This is a genomic window from Sporosarcina ureae (assembly GCF_002101375.1).
Taxonomy (GTDB): Bacteria; Bacillota; Bacilli; order Bacillales_A; family Planococcaceae; genus Sporosarcina; species Sporosarcina ureae_B.
Genome location: NZ_CP015207.1, coordinates 49,379 through 74,690 on the forward strand (window position 1 = coordinate 49,379; position 25,312 = coordinate 74,690).

Consider the following 25,312-nt stretch of genomic DNA (forward strand, 5'->3'; position numbering starts at 1 on the left):
TAATGATAAAATGAAATGCGTTATTGTTTTTTTCATTGATGACTTCCTATACTATAGGTGGAGTATTAACACGAAGGAGAATAGATTATGACAAAAGCCGTATGGCATTATGTAGACTCTGGGAAATGTAGTCCTTCCTTCAATATGGCGCTCGATGAAGCGCTTCTTGACTTACATAGCCGAGGAGAAATCGGGCCAGTTCTACGTTTTTATGAGTGGGAACCCGCTACATTATCTATCGGGTACTTCCAACGTATTGAAAAAGATATCGATATGGAAAAAGTAAAAGAACTAGGGCTCGGATTTGTCCGAAGACCAACAGGTGGCCGCGGTGTCTTGCATGAACATGAGCTTACATACAGTGTCATTGTGAGCGAGCAGTATCCCGATATGCCGGAAACAGTAACCGAAGCATACCGTGTGATTTCTGGTGGATTGCTGCAAGGCTTCCGTAATCTCGGACTTCAGGCAGAGTTCTCGATTCCAGATCAAGACGTTACGGAGCAATTGCGTAGCCCAAAGAGCGGTGTTTGTTTTGATGCACCGAGCTGGTATGAACTCGTTGTCGAAGGTAAAAAGGTTGCGGGTAGTGCACAAACGCGTCAAAAAGGCGTGATTTTGCAACATGGAGCAATTTTGATGAGCTTAGATGTCGATAAATTGACGTCTATTTTCACGTATTCATCACCCGCATTGAAAGAACGTGTACGTAAAACATTACCAGACCGTGCAATTGCGATTGACCGATTGACGGACCGAGAGATTTCAGTGGAGGAATGCAAACAAGCCTTTTCTAAAGGGTTTGAAACGTCGCTCGATATTTCATTGGAACCTCTAGAATTAACGCATGAACAGCTCGCTTTAGTCCGCCAAATCGAGAAAGATAAATATGCGAATGATGACTGGAATTTTAAAAAATAAAATTGGTACTTTGGTTTTATTTTTTTTGTCGAAATGTCGTGATATCAATGATTTTATGTTTTTGAAGAATAAATGTCGATTGATATACTATTCAATATGTAGTAGATTATTTAATAAGACAAACACTATATATAGTGTTTGTAGCGTTATGAGGAGGATGTTATATGGTTACGATGTCGAAGCAAGGCGAACCGATGCTCGATAAACAACAATTGAATGAGGATATTGCGAAGTTCCCTCAAGTTCACCCGGTTACGGAGGATATGAAGCTAACACATAGTGGAGTATCGCGTCTAGTAATGATCGATCGATATTCATTTAAAGATATGGAAAAGAAGACACTGAAAGAAGGCGATTTTGTCGTTCTAACAGTGAGAGAAGATCCAAAGTTCCCCGCTCGTGGGTTAGGGTATATTACGAAACTTGATCAAGCGAACGGGAAAGCGGAGATCTGGATCGAACCAGAATATCGTTCATCAATCGACGATATGGATGAGCAGCAAAAAGGTGTTATTACACGTCCCCTTGAAGTGCTTGAGAAGCCACTAGAAGTGTTCTACGAGCAGATCGCAAAACGTAATGCGACCGGACTTGCTTCTGTTGAAAAGACGGAAGATAGAAGAACGCAGTCGTATAACATGTTTTATGATCAGTTGAAGGCATTGAACTTCATTCCGGCTGGTCGCGTGCTGTATGGCGCAGGATCAGACACGGATGTCACGTTCTTTAACTGTTATGTAATGCCGTTTGTGCCCGATTCCCGTGAAGGGATATCCGATCACCGTAAGCAAGTGATGGAGATCATGAGTCGTGGTGGCGGTGTAGGAACGAACGGTTCGACATTGCGTCCACGCAACACATTGGCGCGTGGTGTCAACGGTAAGTCATCCGGATCGGTTTCTTGGTTGGATGATATTGCAAAATTGACTCATTTGGTCGAGCAGGGCGGATCAAGACGTGGGGCACAGATGATTATGTTATCAAACTGGCACCCGGACATTTATGAATTCATCATCTCCAAAATGCAGAATCCGCGAATTTTGCGCTATTTGATAGAAAACACAGAAGATGAAATGATCAAGAAGCTGGCCGATGAGAAATTGAATTTCAAACCGTTGACAGCACAAGAAGAAGCGATGTATCAAGGCATCACAAACTATAAACAAATTCCAGGTCAAGGTGGTTTTAACGCAGCGATTATCCGTGACGCTGAGCTGAAGCTGCAGGATGGCGGAACGTACACCGTTCATAATCCAGAATTCCTGACAGGAGCGAATATTTCCGTAACCTTAACGGATGACTTCATGAAAGCGGTGGAAGAAGACGCGAATTACGATTTGCGTTTCCCGGCAGTCGAAAATTATTCCCCTGAACAGATGAAGTATTATAATGAACAGTGGCATGAAGTTGGCGATGTACGCGAATGGGAACGTCTAGGTCACGAAGTTCGTGTGTATCGTACGATTAAAGCCCGCGCTCTATGGGATTTAATTAATATTTGTGCAACGTATTCAGCGGAACCAGGCATTTTCTTCATTGATAATGCAAATGACGACACGAATGCAAAAGCGTACGGACAGCAAGTTGTAGCAACAAATCCGTGTGGTGAACAACCACTTGCACCATATTCTGTCTGTAATTTGGCTGCTGTCAATCTTGCTGAGATGGCAGACAAAAATACGAAGACGGTTAACTTTGAAAAGTTGAGAGAGACGGTACGGACTGGTGTACGTATGCAAGATAACGTCATCGACGCTACACCGTACTTCCTTGAAGATAATAAAGTACAAGCCCTTGGAGAACGCCGTGTAGGTCTGGGTGTGATGGGGCTTGCTGATCTTCACATCTACTGTGAAAAAGAATACGGCTCGCCTGAAGGAAATCAATTAGTGGATGAAGTATTTGAAGCAATTGCGACAACTGCTTACCGCGAATCGATTGAATTGGCGAAAGAAAAAGGAAGTTTCCCATTCCTTATTGGTCAAACGGATGAAGAAACGAAAGCATTACGTCAGGCTTTCATTAATTCTGGCTTTATGAAGCGCATGCCGGAAGATATCCGCGAATCGATTTTGGAACATGGAATCAGAAACTCTCACTTATTGACTGTTGCGCCAACTGGATCCACTGGAACCATGGTAGGGGTTTCAACTGGATTAGAGCCTTATTTCTCATTCACATATTACCGTAGCGGACGCTTAGGTAAATTCATCGAAGTAAAAGCGGCGATTGTAGAAGAGTATTTGCAGGCTAATCCTGATGCTGATCCAAATCAATTGCCTGATTGGTTTATTTCTTCAATGGAATTAGCACCGGAAGCGCATGCGGACGTGCAATGTATCATTCAGCGCTGGATCGACAGTTCGATCTCTAAAACAGTTAACGCACCACGCGGCTATACAGTGGAACAAGTTGAAAGTGTGTATGAGAGATTGTATAAAGGCGGGGCGAAAGGCGGTACAGTATACGTCGACGGTAGCCGCGATGCACAAGTACTGACTCTGAAAGCGGAAGATAATATTCCGGATACAGAAGAAGTAGTTGAAGTGACAGATCAGCCGAAAGTTGTGCTCGTAAATACGATCCAAGCATTGCGTTCGACAAACGTCACGATCGGTTCAGAAGTGGGCGACACATGTCCAGTTTGCCGACAAGGTACAGTAGAAGAAATAGGTGGATGTAACACGTGTACCAATTGCCAAGCGCAATTGAAGTGCGGATTATAATTTAATACTAACGAAACCCCGAATGCTTATGCATTTGGGGTTTCGTGCTTTCATAGGTAAAATTTCACAATCTTCTTTTAGAAGTAAATGTAGTAGGAAAAAAAGTTAAATTATTCTAAAAGTCTATGTTGATATAATTTTCAAACTATTATATACTAGAAAAAATTGTTTGATTCATTATTAATCAATCAGACAAATATATTAAAAGACGGGAAAGTAGGGGTTGCATGCTGACATTTTTATCATCCATCGTCTTGCTAGTTATAGGTTATCTAACGTATTCAAAAGTGGTCGAAAAGGTATTTGTGATTGACGATGCAAGGAAAACGCCCGCCTATACACAGGCTGATGGGATGGATTACGTGCCGATGAGCTGGTGGAAAGGCTGGCTCATCCAATTACTGAACATCGCAGGTTTAGGTCCGATATTCGGGGCGATTGCAGGTGCGTTATATGGACCTGTTGCATTCATTTGGATTGTGTTCGGTAGTATTTTTGCAGGAGCTGTCCATGATTATTTTTCTGGAATGTTGTCACTGAAACACGGTGGTGCTCAATTCCCTAAAATTGTGGGAGAGTATTTAGGTGATATCGCCAGACGTTTCATCAATGTGATTTCAATTGTTTTAATGGTTCTTGTAGCGGCTGCCTTCACTGCGGGGCCGGCGCAACTTATTTCATCCATTACACCGCTCTCATTTATCGTGTCATTAATTATTATATTTGGTTACTTCGTGTTGGCAGCTATTTTGCCAATCAATAAAATTATAGGTCGTTTATACCCGGTGTTTGGAGTAGTGTTGATCGTTATGGCAGTTGGGATTGGTGGGGCTTTATTATTTGGACCTGAGAAAATCCCGAATTTAACTTTACAGAACTTACATCCTGGAGAGTTGCCAATTTGGCCGTTGTTAATGGTGACGATTTCTTGTGGAGCTATTTCTGGATTCCATTGTACACAAAGTCCAATTGTTTCTAGAACGATGAAAAAAGAGTCGGAGGGCCGGAAAGTATTTTATGGCGCAATGATTGCGGAAGGTATCATCGCAATGGTATGGGCTGCAGCGGGCATGACATTCTTTGGTGGTACGGCAGGATTACAAGGCGCTCTGGCTGCGGGTGGTCCAGCAGGTGCAGTAAATGAAATTTCGAGCACATTACTTGGTTCGTTTGGTGGAATGTTAGCTATTTTAGGTGTTATTATTTTACCGATTACAACAGGCGATACAGCTCTTCGTTCAGCACGTATGATTTTTACTGAAGCGACTTCCAAGTGGTTGAATCCCAATAAAAAGTGGGTGGTTTTGGCTACTACATTGCTATTAGGCGTACCGATGTTCTATCTATCGACAATCGACTACTCGTTCTTGTGGCGTTATGTTGGCGGTACGAATCAATTAGTAGCAGCGGTCATGCTTTGGACGGCAACATCTTTCTTAATCAGAGAAAAACGAGCCCATTGGATTGCGGGCATTCCTGCAATGTTCATGACCGCTGTTGTCGTGACGTACTGGATGTATGCTCCTGAAGGTCTGCATCTCGACTATGCCGTATCTGTAGGCACGGGAATTGCAGTTTCAGCTGCGATCGGTGTGTTTTACATACTGAAAGTCATTCAATCAAAACAAGTCCCGGCGATTGTAAGCGAACAATAGTGAAAAGGTCCTTAGCGAATGTGCTAAGGACCTTTTTACTGGTGTGCAAAATTTTGTAGAAAAGGTAAGAGCCTCGAATATGTAAAAACACATTCGAGGCTCTTTGTTTAATTTTATGACAGAAGAGGTTTCGGCTCATTGGTTTCTTCTGTTTCTGCTGCAACTTGAGGATGCAACACACCAACTCCATGTTGTTCCACATCTAATAATTTTTCGAAAGAAGCAATTGCAACTTCTACTTGCTTGTCGTCTGGCTCTTTTGTTGTTAGTAATTGCAACCAAAGCCCAGGGTAGCCTAGATAACGAAGTACCGGTACGTTGCGCACCGCATTCGTCAACTGTAATACTTCAAATGATATGCCGAGCACTACCGGAATTAACAAAATCCGATTGAGGACGCGTAACCAAAGTGGATCGGTTGGAACTAAGAAGTAGATGAACATTCCGACGATGACTGTGAACAAAATGAAACTGCTACCGCATCGATAATGCAATCGAGATTGCGACTGTACGTTTTCCACTGTCATTTCCATATTACTTTCGTAGTTATTGATGACTTTATGCTCTGCGCCATGATATTGGAAAACCCGCTTGATTAGCGGTGTCATAGAAATCAATCCAATATACGTCAGTAACAAGAAGAGTTTAAAGAAGCTTTCGATCATAATTTGTGCCGTTTTGCTAGGTGCTACCGATTGAAATAACTCCGCTAAGAAAACGGGAACGAGTGTAAAGACGAACTTACCAAAAATGAACGATAATACTCCGACTGCCGCCACTCCAAGAACCATTACTAGTTTCGACGTCTCTTCTTCTTTTGCATGTTCTTCTTCTTCGCCAGGCATCACATCGTAGCGGTCACTTGCAAACGTCAAATGCTTAGAACCATTACCAGCCGATTCAATTAACGCGACAATACCCCGAATGAAAGGAATTTTTTTTAATTTAGTGCGTATAGGATGTGATTCTCTCGGTACATGGTAGTATTCGATCGTATCATCTTTCCGGCGAATGGCTGTCACCGTATCCTTCTTTCCACCGAACATTACACCTTCTATAAGTGCTTGACCTCCGTATGCTGGAGGAGTTTTCTGTTGGCTCATAACATACCCACACTTTCTGTCGTAAGAAACGATATCCCCATTGTACTAAAAAAAGTGAAATTGCACCATTGAGATGTTTAAAAAAGTGTAAATTGCCCGACACTGGAATGGGAGGTATTGTCATGAAAATTACTTCAACACATTTCTGGACAGCTGTTATGGCTGCGGTACTATCTATAATTTCACTAAAATTCCTACACGTTTTTAAATTTATTAAATGGTCACCAATCGGCTGGACGAAAAAACTTCATATGCTTACGACTTTTCCCGGCTGGCTTAAGTGGGTGCTATTAGGAGTCATTTGTTTTTTGCTATTTTTTATCCTGTACTTTATTGCTCGTCTGACGTTTAAGATTCCACCCACTGTTTCTTCATTGATCGTCACAATTATCGTGATTATCTTCATTGAATGGATGATCCACGTCAAAGCAGATTTGACCATGACACAATTCATAAAAAAAATATCGATACCGTTTGCTTGTTTGTTTGCGATGATTTTCCGTTTCGTCATCGGAACTTCTGTTTACATGAAAAAAACAATAGGCTAGAACAGTATTAGTATGTCCCGCTTACTCATTGTGCTAAAATAGGGAAGAAAAATGAGTGGGGGGGATTAAATGGAACTGTTACTCTTAAATGGCCCAAACTTGAACAGGCTAGGCAAAAGAGAACCGGATATATACGGGGCAGAGACACTTGCAGATATTGAAAGTCGAATTCGGCGTTTAGCGAATGAATCAGATATCGCGTTGTCGTGTTTTCAATCCAATATAGAGGGTGAGCTCATTAACAAGATTCATGATGCAGGGGATCGAGAAATTGATGGCATCATCTTCAATCCAGGCGCATTTACACACTACAGCATTGCGCTTCGCGACGCAATCGCTTCTATTTCTGTTCCTGTAATTGAAGTCCACATCTCAAATATACATACTCGTGAAGAGTTCCGACACACGTCTGTCATTGCTCCTGTAGCGGCAGGACAATTATGCGGTTTTGGAACAGCGGGCTATGATCTTGCCTTCCAAGCGTTTTTGTTAAAACGAGAGGAGAGACTATCTTGAAAATAGAGCAATTAAGAAAATTATTGAAAGAACAGCAACTCGATGCATTAGTAATCACAAATCCGTACAATCGTCGCTACATGACAAACTTCACGGGATCTGCAGGGACTGCAATTGTTTCACAAGTTGATGCAGTATTCATTACAGATTTCCGTTATATGGAGCAAGCGAATGACCAACTAACAGGCTATCGCATTGTCCAGCATACGGGCACGATGATTCAAGAAGTTGCGAACCAAGTAAAAGAAATGAAGATTGATACACTAGGCTTCGAAAAAGAGGATCTGAGCTATAGTCAGTTTGAAGTGTATAACGAACATGTAAAAGCAAAACTAGTGCCTGTCGCTGGTTTAATAGAGAAACTACGTTTAATTAAGACCCCGGAAGAAATCGAAGTGTTAAAGCAAGCGGCAGCCATTGCGGATGCGGCATTCGTCTATATTTGTTCAGTCATCCAAGCAGGGAAAACGGAGTTGGAAATCGCCAATGAATTGGAGTTTTTCATGCGGAAACAAGGCGCGACTTCGTCTTCATTTGACATAATTGTTGCTTCTGGTGAAAGAGGGGCTTTACCACATGGGGTAGCATCTGATAAAGTGATTGAGACAGGTGATTTAGTTACAATGGATTACGGCGCCCTTTATAATGGGTATATATCTGATATTACGAGAACAGTTGCGATCGGTGAGCCTTCTGCTAAACTTCGTGAAATCTATGAAGTCACGTTACGCGCCCAAGAACTGGGTGTAGAAAAGATTAAGCCCGGCATGACAGGTATCGAAGCCGACGCAATTACACGCGACTACATCAAGTCCAAAGGGTATGGAGAGGCATTCGGTCATTCAACCGGTCATGGCATTGGCATGGAAGTTCACGAAGCACCAGCCTTATCATTCCGCTCCGAAACGGTGCTTGTACCGAATATGGCGGTAACAGTGGAACCAGGAATCTACCTTCCTGGTATTGGCGGAGTGCGGATCGAAGATGATATACTGATCACAGAAACAGGTAATGAACGTTTGACAAAGTCTACTAAAGAACTGCTTATTTTATAATCGGTTGAAAATGGAGGAATACGAATGATTTCAGTAAACGAATTTCGTACAGGATTAACAATTGAAGTTGATGGTGACATTTGGCGCGTAATGGATTTCCAACACGTAAAACCAGGTAAAGGGGCAGCGTTCGTTCGTTCGAAACTGCGTAATCTTCGCTCAGGAAACGTGAATGAAAAAACATTCCGTGCGGGAGAAAAAGTAGAAAAAGCACAAATTGACAACCGTAAAATGCAGTATTTATATGCTGACGGAGATATGCACGTATTCATGGATAACGAATCGTACGAGCAGATCGAACTATCTGATAAGCAACTTGAATATGAATTAAAGTTCTTGAAAGAGAACATGGAAGTTCACGTCATCACGTATAAAGAAGAAGTGCTTGGCGTTGAATTACCAATAACCGTTACGCTTGAAGTAGCGGAAACAGAGCCTGGAATAAAAGGTGACACAGCGAGTGGCGGTTCAAAGCCAGCTAAGATGGAAACTGGCGTCGTTGTTCAAGTACCATTCTTCGTTAACCAAGGTGATATGTTAATCATCAACACAGAAGAAGCAGAATACGTTTCCCGCGCATAAGTAAATATGTATCAAGGATGTCCCAGTGATGGGGCATCCTTTTTTTGCGTGGTAATGAATTCGGAAATTGAAGCGAAACGTAGAAAGTATAATAAGTAAATTAGAGAGTACGAGGGGATTAAAATAGCCCACTCACCAACAGTTGTGTGCAAATTATGAGACAACTAAAGGGAGCTTGCGACCTAGTTGCCTCACCGCGGGCCCATGAGAAAGCGTCCGCCTAGAGCGCAAATCCCCACACCGATACAAACTATTCCCTATCTTTTTCAATCCGCAATGTCCGTGATACTTTGATACTTTTGCATATTTAAGAAGCTTGCTTCATAGAGTGGACTATGGAGGAGGCGTAGCGGGATGGAACTGAATGATTTATTGCGCATCGCCGGCGTTGGATTGGTGATTGGGGTACTTCACGTGTTTTTCGAGCAAACAGGCAAGAAGGAGTTCTCATTTTTCCTATTTTTCTTAGCATATCTGTACATCTCGATTGAGCTGCTGATGTTCCTCAGAATATTCTTTACGGAGATCACGGAATTCTTTAGCTGGCTATCCATGGCGATGTAAATGGCGATTCTCTTTCAATTATTTGTCGTGTATCTCTTGCTGCTTTTGCTTTCATTTGCTGCACCTGCCCTGCGTCCCATTCTTCATACCGCGCTATTCTTACTGGTCACAGTGTATGTATTATTTACGGTCCTTGTACCTTTCGGATCGACATTGTTGGAGTTGACGAAGAAGTTACCGTCGCCTTACGCAACGCTACTAGTGGTCAGTGCGGGTCTGTATTATGTAGCGGAGGTTCTGTCGCTTCAGATGAAAGATGAGGGGTACGGGGCATTCGGGCAGTTGTTTCAGACCAGCATGAAAGTATTCATCATGACATTGTGGTTGCCGTATATCACGCAATTGATCGAGACGATCCACACGTTCATTCCCTGGTGAACGAATCCTAACAAAAATGAATGGACGAGACATCTATGCTGAATTTTCTGCAGGAAAGTATCGCGGGTATCATCGGACCATTTTTCTTGTTGCTCATCATGTTGCTTATCGCTTCTCTTGTCGATTTCTTTCTTCCGGCGTTTCAAAAGTGGACGAGGTTTCTGTTACTGATCCTTATTTTAGTATTGCTGATTGAGCCGGCTAGGGAAAGTTTCGAGCAAATCCAAGTCATCACGCACACGATTGCTTCATTATTCCTTGGAATGTATCCACTAATGGCTGCGATGATCTTGGCATCCGGTGCCACGTTCGGCGTCTTGAATTTCCAACCCGCTATGCTGTTATTTGCGCAAGGGGCTGTCGTGTTTGCGGATAAGTTCCTGTTGCCGGTGTTATTAACGGCGCTGTTGTTCGATATCTTTACGCGATTGGTGCCGGAAATTGCCTTCACGCGGATGGCGGATTTATTGCGTACGTCATTGCTTGCGTTTGTTTCTGCCATGGTTGCAGCGTATTCCATTTTTATTACAGCGGGTGGCGCGTTGTCTTGGACGATGAACGGCGCTTTGAACGAGCCGTTAAAAGAGCTGATCAAGAATAATATTCCTGTCATCGGTTCATTATTGACGGATACGCTTGGATCAATTGGTCGTTATTCTTCCGGTGCCACGGCTTATATGAGTATTTGGCTGCTCGTATCAATCTGGACGATCGCGCTATTGCCGGCAGTTAGGATTCTTTGTATGGCCTTTTTATTTAGATGGACAGCGGCAATCATTGAACCATTTTCGCAAAAAGAAGTGTGCGGTTTACTGGATGATATCGGTCGTACGTTGTTTGTTTTATGCGCCATTTCATTTTTGCTGACATTCGCTTTCATCTATACAACGATTTTCATTGTGACGTTCATTAAACTGATGACGTTCGGGAAATGAGGCGAATGTATGGAAGTATTTTTAGTAGGGTTAGCAAACTTGGTAGTCCTAGTCTTAATTATTCAGTTACTGGCGGGGCGTGAAATGGAAAGAATGATCATTCCTTTGTGTAAAGTGGCAATCGGCATTTGGATTTTGCAATATATTCTACAATTCGCAAGTCATAAGTTACTGTGACGCTACATATTATGCAACTGTAGAATTCATTTTAGTCAATTCACGTTGAGATGGTGATGGAACTTGGAAAAGCCCACAGGGAAACCCCGATTGATCATGATCGGTTTGATGGTTATGGTGTGTAGCGTTTTATACATCACCAGTACGGCGAATGTAGGAGGGGAGAAACAGAAAAAAGAAGAGAAGCGCATGCTGTCAACACTTGAAGAAACACTTGAACAAATGGAAGGGCTAGGGGATGTGAAAGTTTATTTTCATTACGATGAAAAAGAAGAAGAGAGTCCGTTAGCAAATTATTTCTCCGCCACGTTCGCTGTGAAAAGCCAATCACCTTTGCAAGGGTTGCTCGTCGTAGCGGAAGGGGCAGAAAATCCGGCTATACGAAACGGACTTTCACAACTCCTAGCCAACGTCCTACAATTGCCTGAACATCGTATCGTCATCGTGGAAATGAAGAAAAGGGGGAATCAACATGAAAGCCAATAAACGAACAGTTTGGTTTTTAACATTACTCAGTCTAGTCGCAGTGATTTCAATCTACTACGTGAAGAAGGAAGCACCGATGCCATTTGATGGAATTGCGATCTTCACGAAAGAAACAAAGGACGCAACGAATCTACTTGAAAAGGAAGGCAAGTCGGAGGAAGTGAAACCGGTCTTCGCTGAATCGTATATTTTCCAGGATATGCGCATGGAAGTACGAAATGAACGCAGTGAGACAGTGCAACAGTTGACAGAGAAAATGACATCTTCTGATTTTACTGCTGAAGAGAAAAATGAAATTTTTAACGAAATTGCTGAGTTACGAAAAGTCAGTTCGACAGAAGCGTTGATGGAGATGCAAATCGCAGCACTTGGCTATCCAGAAGTGTTTGTACGTGGAGATGGGGATCGAGTCAACGTAACGGTGTTATCGAATGAAAGCCACTCACCGAAAATGGCGGATGAAATTACACAGTATGTCATGTCGAGTTGGGATGGCGCGCAAACTGTCAAAGTCGATTTTGCAGAAGCAAAAGAATAACAACAAAAGGAAGTCCATGTGGCTTCCTTTTTTACATAGAAAAACTAAACTTTTGAAATAGGTGCAGCGTGTAATGTGAATTTCACGCTTATAGGTAAACCTATTAAAGGTATGGGATAACACATCGTCGTTTTTTCAAATAAATTGTCACAAAATTTGCAACTAGTGGGCATTTTTCAAGAATAATAGAATAATTTGTGTCTTTGCTATTCCATATTTACTGTAAAACGACTATCATAGTATACGATAGCAAGAAAATTTAGTTAGGAGAATCAGATATGTTGAAAATCCAAGAAATCCGAGAAATTATTAAGCTTATCGATCAATCATCCATCCAGAAGTTCTCATTAGAATCAGATGGAGGGAAGATTAAACTAGAGAAAAATGGTGGACAAGCCGTGACAACGGTTACAGAAGCACCGCAAACACCACAAGCAGCGCCGGCTCCAGTCCAAGCTCCAGTAGCGCCTGTTGCGGTAACACCAGCACCAGCACCAGAAGCACAAGCAGCGCCAGTAGCTGAAGTAGCAACTGACGAAACACTACACAAAATCACTTCCCCTATGGTTGGGACATACTATCAGGCTTCGTCGCCAGACGCAGAAGCGTACGTTAAAACTGGTGATAAAGTAACGGCTGAATCCATCGTTTGTATCGTAGAAGCAATGAAATTATTCAACGAAATTGAATCAGAAGTAAATGGTGAAATCGTTGAAATCTTAGTGCAAGACGGTCAACTTGTGGAATACGGACAGCCTTTATTCCTTGTTAGAGAAAACTAAGGGGGAGTAACCAATGAAAAAAGTATTAATTGCAAACCGTGGAGAAATTGCTGTGCGCATTATTCGTGCATGCAAAGAAATGGGTATTAAAACAGTAGCGGTCTATTCTGAAGCAGATGCAGAGGCGTTACATGTGCAACTAGCAGATGAATCAGTTTGCATCGGTCCACGTCTATCGACAGACAGTTATTTGAACTTCTCAAACGTCATCAGTGCCGCGAAAGCAACTGACTGTGACGGGATCCATCCTGGTTATGGTTTCCTTGCAGAGAACGCGAGCTTCGCTGAACTTTGTGAAGAAGTAAATATCGAATTCATCGGACCCACAGCGGCGGCTATTTCTAAAATGGGTACAAAAGATGTTGCGCGTAATACAATGGCATCTGCAGGAGTTCCAATCGTTCCTGGTTCTGACGGCATTGTGGATGACGCAGATCATGCACTCGAAATTGCAAAAGAACTTGGGTTCCCGGTTATCATCAAAGCAACAGCTGGTGGTGGCGGTAAAGGAATTCGTGTAGCACGTGATGAAGATGAGCTAGTAAAAGGTGTTAAAATCACACAAAAAGAAGCTGCTGCGGCATTCGGTAACCCGGGCGTGTATATTGAGAAGTATATCGAAGTATTCCGTCACGTAGAAGTTCAAGTGCTAGCGGATAAATACGGTAACACGGTTCACTTAGGTGAGCGTGATTGTTCTATTCAACGCCGTATGCAAAAACTGGTTGAGGAAGCTCCATCTCCTGCATTGACTCCTGAACTTCGCGCAGAAATGGGTGAAGCGGCTGTAAAAGCAGCTCAAGCGTGTAACTATCGCGGTGCAGGTACTGTAGAATTTATTTTTGATCATATCAATCAAAAATTCTATTTCATGGAAATGAATACACGAATTCAAGTTGAACACCCTGTAACAGAAATGATCACAGGAATTGACTTGATTCAACAACAGCTAAAAGTAGCTGCAGGCGAAGAATTAGCGTTTAAACAAGAGGATATTCAGTTCAATGGTTGGTCTATTGAATGTCGGATCAATGCAGAAAATCCTGAAAAGAATTTCATGCCTTCACCCGGTAAAGTAACTATGTATCTACCACCAGGCGGCTTTGGTGTACGTGTTGACTCAGCAGTGTACCCAGGCTATACGATTCCACCGTTTTACGATTCGATGGTCGCAAAGCTGATCGTTCATGCGGATACGCGTGAGCAAGCGGTCGCTCGGATGAAACGTGCATTAGACGAGTTCGTAGTCGAAGGTGTCCATACGACGATTCCTTTCCACGCGAACTTAATGAATGACGAAATATTCCAGTCTGGAGATTTTGATACAAAGTTCTTAGAAAAGTACGACGTCATGAAATAATTGGAGGAGAAGTGTAATGGCTGATAAAACAAATGCATCGTTTGTCGGAATGACACCGTCTGGAGATGTCGCACTCGGACGAGTTCAACTGGCACCTGAAGTACTCGAAGTCATCATTGGTATCGCCACGTCAGAAGTACACGGAGTGATTGCTACCCAAGGGAACTTCGCATCAGGTGTTGCGGAGAAATTGGGAAAAGTGATGTACGGAAAAGGTGTAAAAACCGAATGGGCAGACGAAGGATTGAAAATCGATGTGTATTGCATTATCGAGTATGGCCATTCCATTCCTACGATTGCAGCGAAAATTCAAAATGAAATTCGCCAAGCGATTTTGAATATGACTTCGCTTCAAACGCATGAAGTGAATGTCCACATAACTGGCATTCATTTCGAAGACTGAGCAGGACTAGTGAATGACATTATAGCCGAAGACCCGCCTACTAGTAGGTGGGTCTTCGGTTTTTTGTAGTGGAAATGAATTTGAGAGTGGAGTTGGATTTTATTTTGAGATATAGGTTAAGATGAATTCGGATGCGGTGGGTAATGAGCGGATACAGGTAGTGATAGAGCGCTTGACGTAAAGTTATGAGCGGGTGCGGGCTTTGATAGAGCGGTTGGAAGAGGTGATAGAGCGGATTCGCATGGACTATGAGCGCTTGGACGGATTTATGAGCGAAACGGACATTGCCTTCACCAGTTATTAACAATTTACACTTCAATAAAAAAGTGATTGACAGTGCAAAAGTCTATAAGAAAGTGTTCTTCTAAAACATGGATAACGATGCTTCCAACTTTATCAACTACCCCTTGTTTAAATATTTATGAACTTATTGACCGAAAATGCAAACTGATGACATAAAATCGCCGGATTCCACTAGTTGTTTTCCTGCGTTTTGTGCTATCATTAGGTTTTGAAGATGAGCGGTAGAGGAGATAACAATTATGAAACGATGAGAAGCACGTGAAAAAGCAATTCAAACACTGTTTCAGCTGGACAATAGTGAGATGAATGTGGACGAAGCGATCGGTTATATTGTGGAAGCACCACTGGATTCATTCTATGAACAACTAGTTCGAGGCACAGCGGAACACCTGACAGAAATCGACAGTGAAATCACAAATAAATTGGAAAACTGGACCATCGACAGATTGCCAAAGATCGAAAGAACAGTATTGCGATTGGCTGTCTATGAACTACTTCATAACGAAGAAGTTCCGAATCGGGTCATCATGAACGAAGCGATTGAGCTATGTAAGACGTTTGGTGACGAAAAGTCAGGCCGGTTTGTTAATGGAGTACTTTCTAAATTCCAATAACTGAAATCGTCCCTACTAGTAGCAAGTTTGAGCTCGATAAACTTTCATTACAAATAAAAAAAGTTTGGTGGGAAAATCATGTCTAGTAAAAAGATTGATGGCAAAGCAATAGGACAGGAAATCCGGAATGAATTAAAAGAAGAAGTCGCTTCTTTAGTCGCACAAGGAGTTCAACCTGGACTGGCTGTTATTTTAGTTGGAGAAAATCCAGCATCTGAGACGTATGTGAAAAACAAAGAGAAGTCCAGCAAGGAAGCGGGGATGAAATCTGTGCTTACCAAATTGCCGGAAACAGTATCGGAAGAAGATCTTCTAGCTGAAGTGGAGAAACTCAATGAAGACGATACGATCGACGGTATTTTGGTGCAATTGCCTTTGCCAAAACATATTGATGAAAACAAAGTCATCCGCGCGATTAGCCCTGAGAAAGACGTCGATGGATTCCATCCGATGAATGTCGGGAAAATGTTGATCGGTCAAGAAACTTTCTTGCCATGTACACCATACGGTATCATGCAGTTGCTTGAACGTTCCAACGTAGATATCGCAGGCAAACACGCAGTGATTATCGGTAGAAGTAATATCGTAGGAAAACCGATGGGGCAACTTCTTTTGCAAAAAGATGCAACGGTAACGTATTGTCATTCCCGTACAAAAGATTTGAAGAAATTCACGCAACAAGCGGATATCTTAATCGTCGCAATTGGTATAGCTAAATTCATCACAGGGGATTACATCAAAGAAGGCGCAGTAGTCATTGATGTCGGTATGAACCGTGATGAAAACGGTAAGCTATGTGGAGACGTTGATTATGAATCAGCGGAGAAGCAGGCTAGTGCTATCACCCCGGTGCCAGGTGGAGTAGGTCCCATGACGATTACGATGTTATTGAAAAATACCGTCGAAAGTGCGGAGAAAAAATTAAAAGCACGTACGGAAAATAAGTAATTCTAAACGAGAGACGCTCATCATGAGCGCCTCTTTATACATAAAAGGGCAGGTGATGGAAACATGTCCAATCCAACTTTTTTAACCGTTCAAGCGCTGACGAAATATGTCAAACGAAAATTTGATGCAGATCCACATTTACGAAACGTTTATGTAAAAGGGGAATTGTCGAACGTTAAGCTGCATCCGTCGGGACATATTTATTTTACATTGAAAGACGATAAAACGAGAATTCAGGCGGCCATGTTCCGTTCCCGTTCCAATACACTTCAATTTAAGCCTGAAAATGGTATGAATGTACTGATCACAGGGGATGTGACGGTGTTTGAAACGGCAGGATCGTACCAGCTTTATGTACAAACAATGGAGCCGGACGGTATCGGGGCGCTGTATCTAGCTTTTGAACAGTTGAAAAAGAAGCTTCAGCAAGAAGGATTGTTTGAAGAAAGATTCAAGCAATCTATTCCGCAAGTACCTCAACGAATCGGCCTGATTACAGCCGAATCTGGTGCTGCGCTGCGTGATATGTACTCTACGATCAATAGACGATTTCCAATGGCAGAGATGTATCTTTTCCCGGCTCTCGTACAAGGTCGCACAGCAGTTCCTTCGATTGTCAAAGCGATTGAACAAGCGAACCATATGGCGAATGTCGATGTATTGATAGTGGGTCGAGGCGGAGGTTCCATTGAAGATCTGTGGGCATTTAATGAAGAAGACGTAGCACGTGCTATTTTCACAAGTCGGATTCCGATCATCAGTGCAGTCGGACATGAAACCGATACGACAATTGCAGATTTTGTGGCGGATTTACGTGCACCGACTCCGACGGCAGCAGCAGAAATGGCTGTGCCGGATCAGCTTCAATTATTCCAACACTTGAAAAATCAGCAACGTTCGATTTATCTGGCGGTCCAGACCGTAATTAAACAGTTGAACAAGCGTTTAGAAACAGCTCAAGCTGCCTATCCGCTACAATATCCGGAAAGGTTATATCGGCCTTTCATCGAGAAGCTCGACAACCTCGAAGATCGCCTGCAACGTAGCAGTGAGGCAGTCGTTCAGGGAAAACGGATGAACTACGATCGCTTATTTGCAGGTTTTCAGTACTACACACCGATTCGACGCATCCAGCTCGAACAGCAACAGACGAAGCAATTGGAAATGCGTTTAAATCGTGCTGCAGAACACACTATTCAACAGCGGCAGCAACATTTTGTGGCACTGATGCGCATGATGCAAGCCTTGAATCCGTTACAAGTAATGGAAAGAGGTTTTTCAATCGGTTATAAAAATCATGAAGTCATTAAATCGATCAAAGATGTAGCGAACGGAGATCACGTGACGCTTCAACTAGCGGACGGATCTATTTCCACTATAGTAGAAGAAATCATTCCAAAGGAGGTCGAGTAAGAATGGCAGAAGATAAAAATATGCAATTCGAGCAAGCAATGCACCAATTAGAAGAAATTGTACAGAAGTTGGAGGCTGGTGAAGCGCCTTTGGATGATACAATCACGTTGTATAAACAAGGAATGGAGCTCTCAGCTTATTGCCAGAAGAAATTGCAAAATGCAGAAAAACAATTGATTCGGATGATTGACCAAGAAGGTAACGAATCCCAATTTGATCCAACGGTAGGTGAGCCGAATGAATGAAAAACTACAAGCATTTGTCGATGAAATGATTCCTGAAATTGAACGCGAATTGACGAACCAACTAGCGAAGTCTGACATTCCTGACGTTTTACACGAATCCATGATGTATTCCGTAGAAGCAGGGGGCAAACGAATTCGTCCGTTATTGGTTATGGCTGTTTTATTTGATATGAAAAAGGATTCGGTCGATGCAGTAAAAGTGGCGTCATCTGTTGAATTGATACATACATATTCATTGATCCATGACGATTTACCGTGCATGGATAATGATGATTTTAGACGAGGAAAACCTACTAATCATAAAGTGTACGGTGAGGATGTAGCGACGCTTTCGGGAGATGCGATGCAGGCGATGGCATTTCAAGCGCTTGCAGATCTTCGGGAGACACCACCCGCGGCAGCTATTGAACTTGTCGGATTATTGGCGAAGGCTTCTGGCGCACAAGGGATGGTCAAGGGACAAGTACTCGATATGAAAGGCGAACAGCAATTATTGCCTTTAGCAGAATTGAAAGAAGTCCATATTCATAAAACGGGGGCATTACTCTCATACTGTATTGAAGCAGGTGCTGTGTTAGCACAGGCTACTGATGAGCAGCGAGAGCAACTCCGCCGATTCTCCCACAATATTGGCTTGGCGTTCCAAATCCAAGATGATATTTTGGATGTGACAGCAACTACTGAACAGCTAGGCAAGACCGCGAACAGTGATACTTCAAGCGAAAAGTCGACGTATCCTTCATTGCTAGGGTTAGATGGGGCTCGTGAGCAATTAAAAGCACGACATGAAGAAGCTTTACATGCGTTGCAGTCCATCGGCTTAGGGGAGTCTATGTTGCAATTGTTAGCAGATTACATTATTGAGCGAAATATGTAATTTGGAACCGTTATATTTGTGTCGCACGTTGTTACTGTTATAATGTAGAAAACAAACAGCAACTACTTGGGCTAATGAACAAGAAATAGTGCGAACGTGCAAATAGAAAGACCTACTTACTTGATGAAGGTGTGTGATCATGATGGATCTAACAAAGATTACCAATCCATCTTTTATAAAAGAGCTCGATAAAGAACAGTTAGAATCACTGGCGGCAGATATTCGTCATTTTCTAATTGAAAATTTATCGGTTACTGGCGGGCATATCGGACCGAATCTGGGTGTTGTCGAATTGACGATTGCGTTGCATAAAATTTTCGACAGTCCAACCGACAAATTTTTATGGGATGTAGGACATCAGTCATATGTCCATAAAATTCTTACAGGCCGAGCTGGCGAGTTTGATACTCTTAGAAAATATAAAGGATTGAGCGGATTTCCGAAGATGGCGGAGAGCATACACGATGTATGGGAAACCGGCCATAGTTCGACATCTTTGTCAGCGGCTATGGGAATGGCTGTTGCGCGAGATATTAAAAAAGAAAAAAGTTTTGTCATCCCGATTATTGGCGATGGTGCGTTGACGGGCGGTATGGCACTAGAGGCATTGAACCATATCGGACATGAGAAGACGAATCTGACAGTCATTCTAAATGATAATGAAATGTCTATTGCACCAAATGTTGGGGCATTGCACTCGATTCTCGGGAAATTACGTACAGCCGGCAAGTACAATAACGTAAAAGATGAACTAGAATTCATTTTGCGTAAAATTCCAGCTGTAGGCGGTAGAGTCGCAACAGCTGCCGAACGTGTCAAAGACAGTTTGAAATATTTAGTAGTAAACGGGGTCTTCTTTGAGGAACTTGGATTTACGTATTTAGGACCGGTTGACGGCCATGACTTTGTGGAATTGGAGCGTTCTCTTCAATATGCGAAGAAAATGGAAGGGCCGGTACTACTTCATGTGATTACGAAAAAAGGAAAAGGCTATAGCCCTGCGGAGTTAGATAAAATCGGTACATGGCATGGTACAGGACCTTATAAGATTGAAACTGGAGATTTTGTGAAATCCCCTGTAGATGGCCCTGCTTGGAGTGCTTTGGTTTCTGAAACGGTACGCAAGCTTGCGCGAGAGGATCGACGTATTGTCGCGATCACACCTGCTATGCCTGTAGGGTCGAAACTTGAATCGTTCGCAGCAGAATTCCCAGATCGTTTCTTCGATGTAGGAATTGCGGAACAACATGCGACGACTATGGCTGCGGGACTTGCAGCAACTGGAATGAAACCATTCCTTGCAATTTATTCGACATTCTTGCAACGTGCATACGATCAGATGTTGCATGATATTACGCGCCAGAAGCTCAATGTCTTTATCGGCATTGACCGTTCAGGACTTGTAGGAGCAGATGGAGAAACACATCATGGTGTATTTGATATCGCATTCCTGCGTCATTTGCCGAACTTAGTCATTATGATGCCGAAAGATGAGAATGAAGGCCAACATATGGTGAAGACAGCCATCGATTATGATGAAGGTCCGATTGCACTTCGTTTCCCACGTGGCAATGGCTATGGCGTTCCAATGGACGAAGCGCTTCATACGATTCCGATCGGTACATGGGAAGTATTGCAAGAAGGTGAAGATGCAACGATTTTGACGTTCGGGACGACGATTCCCATGGCATTTTCGGCTGCTGAACAATTGAAATCACAAGGCAAAAATGTCGCGATTGTCAATGCGCGTTTCATTAAACCGATGGATACGAATTTATTGGATGAGCTATTTGCTAAAGGTAAACCGATTATTACGATCGAAGAAGCTGTACTTGCAGGAGGCTTCGGCAGTGGAGTATTGGAGTATGCAGAACAAGTAGGTCATACGGGCACGATTTTCGAAAGAATCGGTATTCCGGATGAATTCATTGAACACGGTAGTGTCGATAAACTACTTGTCGAAATCCATATGACACCTGATCACGTGGCGGAAGTGACAGCAGCGGCTATTCAGCAAGCGGCAGAAAGAGCGAAAGTATGAGTACATCTGTGAAAAAAGAAAGAGTGGATTTGTTGCTGGTAGAGCGTGGATTGACTGAATCCCGTGAACAAGCAAAACGATCCATCATGGCGGGGCTTGTTTACTCCGATACTGCAAGAATTGAAAAGGCAGGAGAAAAAATTGCAGTAGATGCCCCATTGACTGTAAAAGGCCCTGCGATTAAATATGTAAGTCGTGGTGGCTTGAAACTGGAAAAGGCGTTAGGGTCTTTTCCTATTTCTGTGAAAGAAAAGATTGTTCTAGATATTGGCGCTTCGACGGGTGGCTTTACGGATTGTGCATTGCAAAACGGCGCGAAACATTGCTACGCATTGGATGTTGGCTATAATCAACTCGCTTGGAAAATTCGTCAGCATGAACAAGTGACCGTGATGGAGCGACAGAATTTCCGTCATGCGACTGTCGATTTGTTTACTGAAGGATTACCGGAAGTCGCTACGATCGACGTTTCATTCATCTCGTTAGCGTTGATTTTACCCGCATTAAAAAACATCATCGTACCGGGTGGTCAAGTGGTGGCGCTAGTGAAGCCTCAATTTGAAGCGGGAAAAGATAAAGTCGGTAAAAAAGGTATTGTTCGAGATCCAGCAATACATCTAGAAGTGTTGGAAAAAATCGCTGCGATGGCAGTGGCGGAAGGATTTTCCGTTAAAGGTGCTACGTACTCGCCTGTTACAGGTGGAGAAGGCAATATTGAGTTCTTGTATTACTTAGTAGCTGAAGACGGAGCGATCACTGATTTTACAACGGAAGATTTCAAGCAATTAGTCAAACAGGCACATACTGATTTAACATAACGCGCAATGAGTTGCGCGTTTTTTAGATGATTAGTATAATTTTGTTTATGGACTCAACAGAATCGGAGTGAATAAAATTGAATAAAGGACAACGACATCTACGAATTAGAGAGATCATTACGAATAGTGAAATAGAAACACAAGATCAGCTGGTCGAAAGTTTGAAAGCTGCTGGGGCCGATGTCACGCAAGCAACGGTTTCGCGTGATATTAAAGAAATGCACTTGATTAAAGTACCTTCACCTTCAGGTAATTATAAATACAGTCTCCCTCCTATTCATCGCTATAATACGGAAGAAAAATTGAAGCGGATGTTAGAAGATGCGTTCGTTGGCATCGATAGTGCCAGTCATTTTATTATGTTGAAAACGCTTCCCGGTAATGCGCAAGCGGTTGGATCACTAGTTGACAACTTGGACTGGGATGAAATGCTTGGAACGATTTGTGGTGACGATACATGTTTGATCATTTGTCGTGAAGAATCCCAAACAGAATACGTAAAAGATAAATTATTATCAATGCTATAAGCGAGGTGAGGATTTCTTTGTTAAGCGAACTTTCTATTAAAAACTTTGCTATTATTGAACAACTTGAAATCGCGTTTGACGATGGTCTAACGGTGCTGACTGGCGAAACGGGTGCTGGGAAGTCCATTATTATTGATGCTGTCCAGCTACTCGCTGGCGGCCGTGGTTCACAGGAATTCATTCGCCACGGTGCGAAAAAAGCTGAGCTTCAGGGACTTTTCACGATCGATAAAAATATTGAAAATGTGATGGGGAAGTTGACTGAATTTGGCATTGATACAGAAGAAGGTATTGTGATTTTACGCCGGGATATTAGTGCCAGCGGGAAATCCGTTTGTCGCGTCAATGGGAAACTCGTAACAATTGCTATATTGCGTGAGATCGGCGCATTGCTGATCGATATCCATGGACAACACGAAAACCAAGAATTAATGAATGAAAAGCGTCATATTCATTTGCTCGATTTCTTTATTGGTGAGCCGATTGAACGTGCGATGGCAACATATACCGAGTTATATGATAAATATAAAAAACTCACACAACTCATTGCGGCTAAAACGCAAGATGAACAGCAAATTGCGCAGAAAATCGATTTGTACAAATTCCAATTAGAAGAAATCGATGCAGCGAATTTACGGATCGGTGAAGAAGAGGAATTGGAGTCTGAACTTGTAAAGCTGCAGCATTTTAATCGGTTATTTGATCGCTTGAATACTTCATATGAAGCATTGTCTTTAGAGTCGCATGGACTCGATTGGGTTGGTAATTCGATGAGTGATCTCGAAGAAGCAGCTTCGATCGATGAAGATCTTAAAACGATGTCTGAAACAGTTAATTCTTCGTTTTACGCGCTTCAAGACGTTTCACATGATTTAAAAAGGATGATTGATGGTATGGAATTCCAGCCAGATCGTTTGGAATTTGTCGAGGATCGATTAGCCTTGTTTTTAACATTGAAGCGAAAGTATGGGAAATCACTAGAAGATATTTTGATTTATCGCGATAAAATTGCTGACGCACTTGATCAATTGGTCAATCGTGACGAAAGATTGCATCAAAACCAAGAATTATTGGCACAATACGTAGAAGACCTTGAAATAGAAGCAAATGAATTATCAATTATCCGAAAAAAAGCGGCTCTTTCTCTTGAAAAAGGAATTGAAGAGCAGTTGAAGCAGTTGTACATGGAAAAGGCCACCTTCAAAGTGCAAATTCACCAAAAGCAACCTCGTCAATTCGATGCCAACGGATTTGATGAAGTGGTATTTATGATTTCCACAAACTTGGGTGAACCGCTTAAACCTTTAGTACGAGTGGCGTCTGGTGGCGAATTATCTCGAATGATGCTGGCACTAAAAACGATTTTTTCTCAACATCAAGGTGTCACATCGATTATTTTCGATGAAGTCGATACCGGAGTTAGTGGGCGCGTAGCACAGTCTATTGCGGAAAAAATTTCTATGATCTCCAGCCACTCTCAAGTACTATGTATTTCGCATTTACCTCAAGTGGCCGCAATGGCAGATCATCATTACCTCATCAAAAAAGAAGTGCATGATGGCCGTACAACTACGGCGATTCATGATGTGATGAAAACAGAACGTACGGAAGAATTATCACGCATGCTTTCGGGTGCAGAAATTACGACGTTGACTCTTCAGCATGCTGAAGAACTTTTGGTTTTAGCCGATCAACGCAAAAAGGAATTCCGTAAATAAAGTATGAATTCACAACGTTTTCCATGGGAAAGGGTACTGTTTATTTTACCCTTTCATACTTTCTCTTCGAAAGGACATACCAAAGGTATCTTTCGTTGAGGAGGTGAAACATGGGATGGAATAAATCTTTCAAGACGCTTTTAGCACTCGTCCTGATGCTCTGCCTTGTGCCTGGAATATCATTAGCAAATGAAGAAACGCTCATTCCGATGGGTGACTCCATTGGAATACAAATGGATTTAAGTGGTATTTATGTAACGAGTGACGTCAAGGTAGGTCAGCAGGAATGGTTAAAAAAAGGTGATATAATTCGCCAGTTGAACGGTACGGATACGAAGCAACTCGTTCAATTCGAACGGGCTTTGCAAAAAGACAGCGCTACGATGATACTTGACGTTTTGCGTAATGGGAAGCAAGAAACCATTGAAGCAGATAAGTCGCTCATTAAGCGCGTCACGCCCTTTCTGAAGGATCGAACGGAAGGTACTGGGACTTTGACATATGTCGACCCGGAAAGTGGCACGTATGGTGCGTTAGGGCATCAAATTATTGATAGTACGTTACAATCTGCTCCATCTTTTGAAAAAGGCGCGATTTATTTATCTGAAATCAGCCAGATCAAGAAGAGTTCTCCAGGGATTCCGGGTTATAAAATCTCCTCTATTATTGATCAGAATAAATTTCTTGGAAATATTCAAATCAATAATGTGTATGGAATATTTGGTCATTGGAAAAACGCTTATAATAAAGTGTTGGCCGAACCGCTCGAAATTATGCAGCCGTTTGAGTTGATGATCGGACCTGCAGAAATTTATACTACAGTGGAAGGGTCCACTGTAGAGAAATTCACCATCCAAATTACGAAGATAGAAGAAGAACAATTCCACATCCTATTGACTGACCAGAAACTGCTGAGTAAGACGGGCGGGATCCTGCAAGGTATGAGTGGTAGTCCTGTGATCCAGAATGGCAAGTTCGTCGGTGCTATCACGCATATGTTCGTGGATGAGCCGGAAAAAGGGGCCGCGCTTTTCCTAAAGACGATGAGAACGAATGAGAAGTGAAAAAGCAGCCTGTGT

Annotated in this window: 27 protein-coding genes; 26 read left to right on the plus strand and 1 reads right to left on the minus strand. The window is 42.5% G+C overall.

Annotation, left to right across the window (positions count from 1 at the left end; all coding sequences use genetic code 11):
• Window positions 1-87: 87 nt before the first annotated feature.
• From SporoP8_RS00285 to SporoP8_RS00295, 3 genes are all read left to right on the plus strand, one after another.
• Window positions 88-921 carry a lipoate--protein ligase family protein gene (locus SporoP8_RS00285; protein ID WP_085130459.1) on the plus strand — a complete coding sequence of 278 codons (834 nt, stop codon included), beginning with the start codon at window positions 88-90 and terminating at the stop codon, window positions 919-921.
• 164 nt (window positions 922-1,085) lie between these two features.
• The gene (locus tag SporoP8_RS00290) at window positions 1,086-3,647 is read left to right on the plus strand and encodes a vitamin B12-dependent ribonucleotide reductase (RefSeq protein WP_085130461.1); all 2,562 of its coding nucleotides are present in this window, start codon (window positions 1,086-1,088) and stop codon (window positions 3,645-3,647) included.
• A 227-nt stretch (window positions 3,648-3,874) separates the two neighbouring features.
• The gene (locus tag SporoP8_RS00295) at window positions 3,875-5,302 is read left to right on the plus strand and encodes a carbon starvation CstA family protein (protein WP_085130463.1); all 1,428 of its coding nucleotides are present in this window, start codon (window positions 3,875-3,877) and stop codon (window positions 5,300-5,302) included.
• A 113-nt stretch (window positions 5,303-5,415) separates the two neighbouring features.
• Here SporoP8_RS00295 and SporoP8_RS00300 read toward each other — a convergent pair whose 3' ends face one another.
• Entirely contained in the window at window positions 5,416-6,405 is a 990-nt protein-coding gene (locus SporoP8_RS00300) for a DUF1385 domain-containing protein (protein ID WP_085130465.1), read from the minus strand.
• A 122-nt stretch (window positions 6,406-6,527) separates the two neighbouring features.
• On the opposite strand from SporoP8_RS00300, the gene SporoP8_RS00305 reads away from it, so the two are divergent.
• The 23 genes from SporoP8_RS00305 to SporoP8_RS00410 all read left to right on the plus strand — a co-directional run bounded on the left by SporoP8_RS00305 (window position 6,528) and on the right by SporoP8_RS00410 (window position 25,297).
• A complete protein-coding gene (locus SporoP8_RS00305) occupies window positions 6,528-6,953 on the plus strand; it encodes a hypothetical protein (RefSeq protein WP_085130467.1) in 426 nt (141 codons plus the stop codon).
• A gap of 69 nt (window positions 6,954-7,022) precedes the next feature.
• Window positions 7,023-7,469: a type II 3-dehydroquinate dehydratase gene (gene aroQ / locus SporoP8_RS00310; protein ID WP_085130469.1), complete on the plus strand. Its 447-nt coding sequence runs from the start codon at window positions 7,023-7,025 to the stop codon at window positions 7,467-7,469.
• The gene (locus SporoP8_RS00315; RefSeq protein WP_198166101.1) at window positions 7,463-8,524 is read left to right on the plus strand and encodes a M24 family metallopeptidase; all 1,062 of its coding nucleotides are present in this window, start codon (window positions 7,463-7,465) and stop codon (window positions 8,522-8,524) included. Before aroQ ends, SporoP8_RS00315 begins: the two co-directional genes overlap by 7 nt.
• Window positions 8,525-8,548: 24 nt before the next feature.
• Entirely contained in the window at window positions 8,549-9,106 is a 558-nt protein-coding gene (gene efp / locus SporoP8_RS00320; protein WP_085130474.1) for an elongation factor P, read from the plus strand.
• Between the two features lie 354 nt (window positions 9,107-9,460).
• The gene (locus SporoP8_RS00325) at window positions 9,461-9,670 is read left to right on the plus strand and encodes a hypothetical protein (protein ID WP_029054553.1); all 210 of its coding nucleotides are present in this window, start codon (window positions 9,461-9,463) and stop codon (window positions 9,668-9,670) included.
• Window positions 9,671-10,048 (plus strand): stage III sporulation AC/AD family protein, encoded by a 378-nt coding sequence (locus SporoP8_RS00330; RefSeq protein WP_085130476.1) that lies wholly within the window; start codon window positions 9,671-9,673, stop codon window positions 10,046-10,048. It abuts the gene before it with no gap.
• Window positions 10,049-10,083: 35 nt separating this feature from the next.
• Window positions 10,084-10,983 (plus strand): stage III sporulation protein AE, encoded by a 900-nt coding sequence (locus tag SporoP8_RS00335; protein ID WP_158232411.1) that lies wholly within the window; start codon window positions 10,084-10,086, stop codon window positions 10,981-10,983.
• A gap of 9 nt (window positions 10,984-10,992) precedes the next feature.
• Window positions 10,993-11,160 (plus strand): hypothetical protein, encoded by a 168-nt coding sequence (locus tag SporoP8_RS16415; protein WP_157111208.1) that lies wholly within the window; start codon window positions 10,993-10,995, stop codon window positions 11,158-11,160.
• Window positions 11,161-11,223: 63 nt separating this feature from the next.
• Window positions 11,224-11,646 (plus strand): hypothetical protein, encoded by a 423-nt coding sequence (locus SporoP8_RS00340; protein ID WP_085130480.1) that lies wholly within the window; start codon window positions 11,224-11,226, stop codon window positions 11,644-11,646.
• Complete coding sequence (locus SporoP8_RS00345) at window positions 11,633-12,184, plus strand: SpoIIIAH-like family protein (protein WP_085130482.1); 552 nt, start codon at window positions 11,633-11,635, stop codon at window positions 12,182-12,184. Before SporoP8_RS00340 ends, SporoP8_RS00345 begins: the two co-directional genes overlap by 14 nt.
• A 278-nt stretch (window positions 12,185-12,462) precedes the next feature.
• A complete protein-coding gene (accB, locus tag SporoP8_RS00350; protein ID WP_085130484.1) occupies window positions 12,463-12,966 on the plus strand; it encodes an acetyl-CoA carboxylase biotin carboxyl carrier protein in 504 nt (167 codons plus the stop codon).
• A gap of 13 nt (window positions 12,967-12,979) precedes the next feature.
• On the plus strand, window positions 12,980-14,326 hold the full coding sequence (gene accC, locus SporoP8_RS00355) for an acetyl-CoA carboxylase biotin carboxylase subunit (protein ID WP_085130486.1): 1,347 nt from the start codon (window positions 12,980-12,982) through the stop codon (window positions 14,324-14,326).
• A gap of 16 nt (window positions 14,327-14,342) precedes the next feature.
• Entirely contained in the window at window positions 14,343-14,729 is a 387-nt protein-coding gene (locus SporoP8_RS00360) for an Asp23/Gls24 family envelope stress response protein (RefSeq protein WP_085130488.1), read from the plus strand.
• Between the two features lie 605 nt (window positions 14,730-15,334).
• Entirely contained in the window at window positions 15,335-15,646 is a 312-nt protein-coding gene (gene nusB, locus SporoP8_RS00365) for a transcription antitermination factor NusB (RefSeq protein WP_420066730.1), read from the plus strand.
• A gap of 78 nt (window positions 15,647-15,724) precedes the next feature.
• Window positions 15,725-16,594 (plus strand): bifunctional methylenetetrahydrofolate dehydrogenase/methenyltetrahydrofolate cyclohydrolase FolD, encoded by an 870-nt coding sequence (gene folD, locus SporoP8_RS00370; protein WP_085130490.1) that lies wholly within the window; start codon window positions 15,725-15,727, stop codon window positions 16,592-16,594.
• 63 nt (window positions 16,595-16,657) lie between these two features.
• Window positions 16,658-18,007, plus strand: coding sequence for an exodeoxyribonuclease VII large subunit (xseA, locus tag SporoP8_RS00375; RefSeq protein ID WP_085130494.1), 1,350 nt, complete (start codon window positions 16,658-16,660; stop codon window positions 18,005-18,007).
• A gap of 2 nt (window positions 18,008-18,009) precedes the next feature.
• Window positions 18,010-18,252, plus strand: a complete 243-nt coding sequence (locus SporoP8_RS00380) for an exodeoxyribonuclease VII small subunit (RefSeq protein ID WP_085130496.1) — start codon at window positions 18,010-18,012, stop codon at window positions 18,250-18,252.
• Window positions 18,245-19,129, plus strand: a complete 885-nt coding sequence (locus SporoP8_RS00385) for a polyprenyl synthetase family protein (RefSeq protein ID WP_085130498.1) — start codon at window positions 18,245-18,247, stop codon at window positions 19,127-19,129. Before SporoP8_RS00380 ends, SporoP8_RS00385 begins: the two co-directional genes overlap by 8 nt.
• 142 nt (window positions 19,130-19,271) lie before the next feature.
• Complete coding sequence (gene dxs / locus SporoP8_RS00390; protein WP_085133511.1) at window positions 19,272-21,170, plus strand: 1-deoxy-D-xylulose-5-phosphate synthase; 1,899 nt, start codon at window positions 19,272-19,274, stop codon at window positions 21,168-21,170.
• Complete coding sequence (locus tag SporoP8_RS00395; protein ID WP_085130500.1) at window positions 21,167-21,988, plus strand: TlyA family RNA methyltransferase; 822 nt, start codon at window positions 21,167-21,169, stop codon at window positions 21,986-21,988. The genes dxs and SporoP8_RS00395 overlap by 4 nt, the downstream gene beginning before the upstream one ends.
• 77 nt (window positions 21,989-22,065) lie before the next feature.
• Window positions 22,066-22,515 (plus strand): transcriptional regulator AhrC/ArgR, encoded by a 450-nt coding sequence (gene ahrC, locus SporoP8_RS00400; RefSeq protein WP_085130502.1) that lies wholly within the window; start codon window positions 22,066-22,068, stop codon window positions 22,513-22,515.
• 17 nt (window positions 22,516-22,532) lie between these two features.
• Window positions 22,533-24,233 carry a DNA repair protein RecN gene (gene recN, locus SporoP8_RS00405; RefSeq protein ID WP_085130504.1) on the plus strand — a complete coding sequence of 567 codons (1,701 nt, stop codon included), beginning with the start codon at window positions 22,533-22,535 and terminating at the stop codon, window positions 24,231-24,233.
• 110 nt (window positions 24,234-24,343) lie between these two features.
• Window positions 24,344-25,297, plus strand: coding sequence for a SpoIVB peptidase S55 domain-containing protein (locus SporoP8_RS00410; protein ID WP_085130506.1), 954 nt, complete (start codon window positions 24,344-24,346; stop codon window positions 25,295-25,297).
• The last annotated feature ends 15 nt before the right edge of the window (window positions 25,298-25,312 follow it).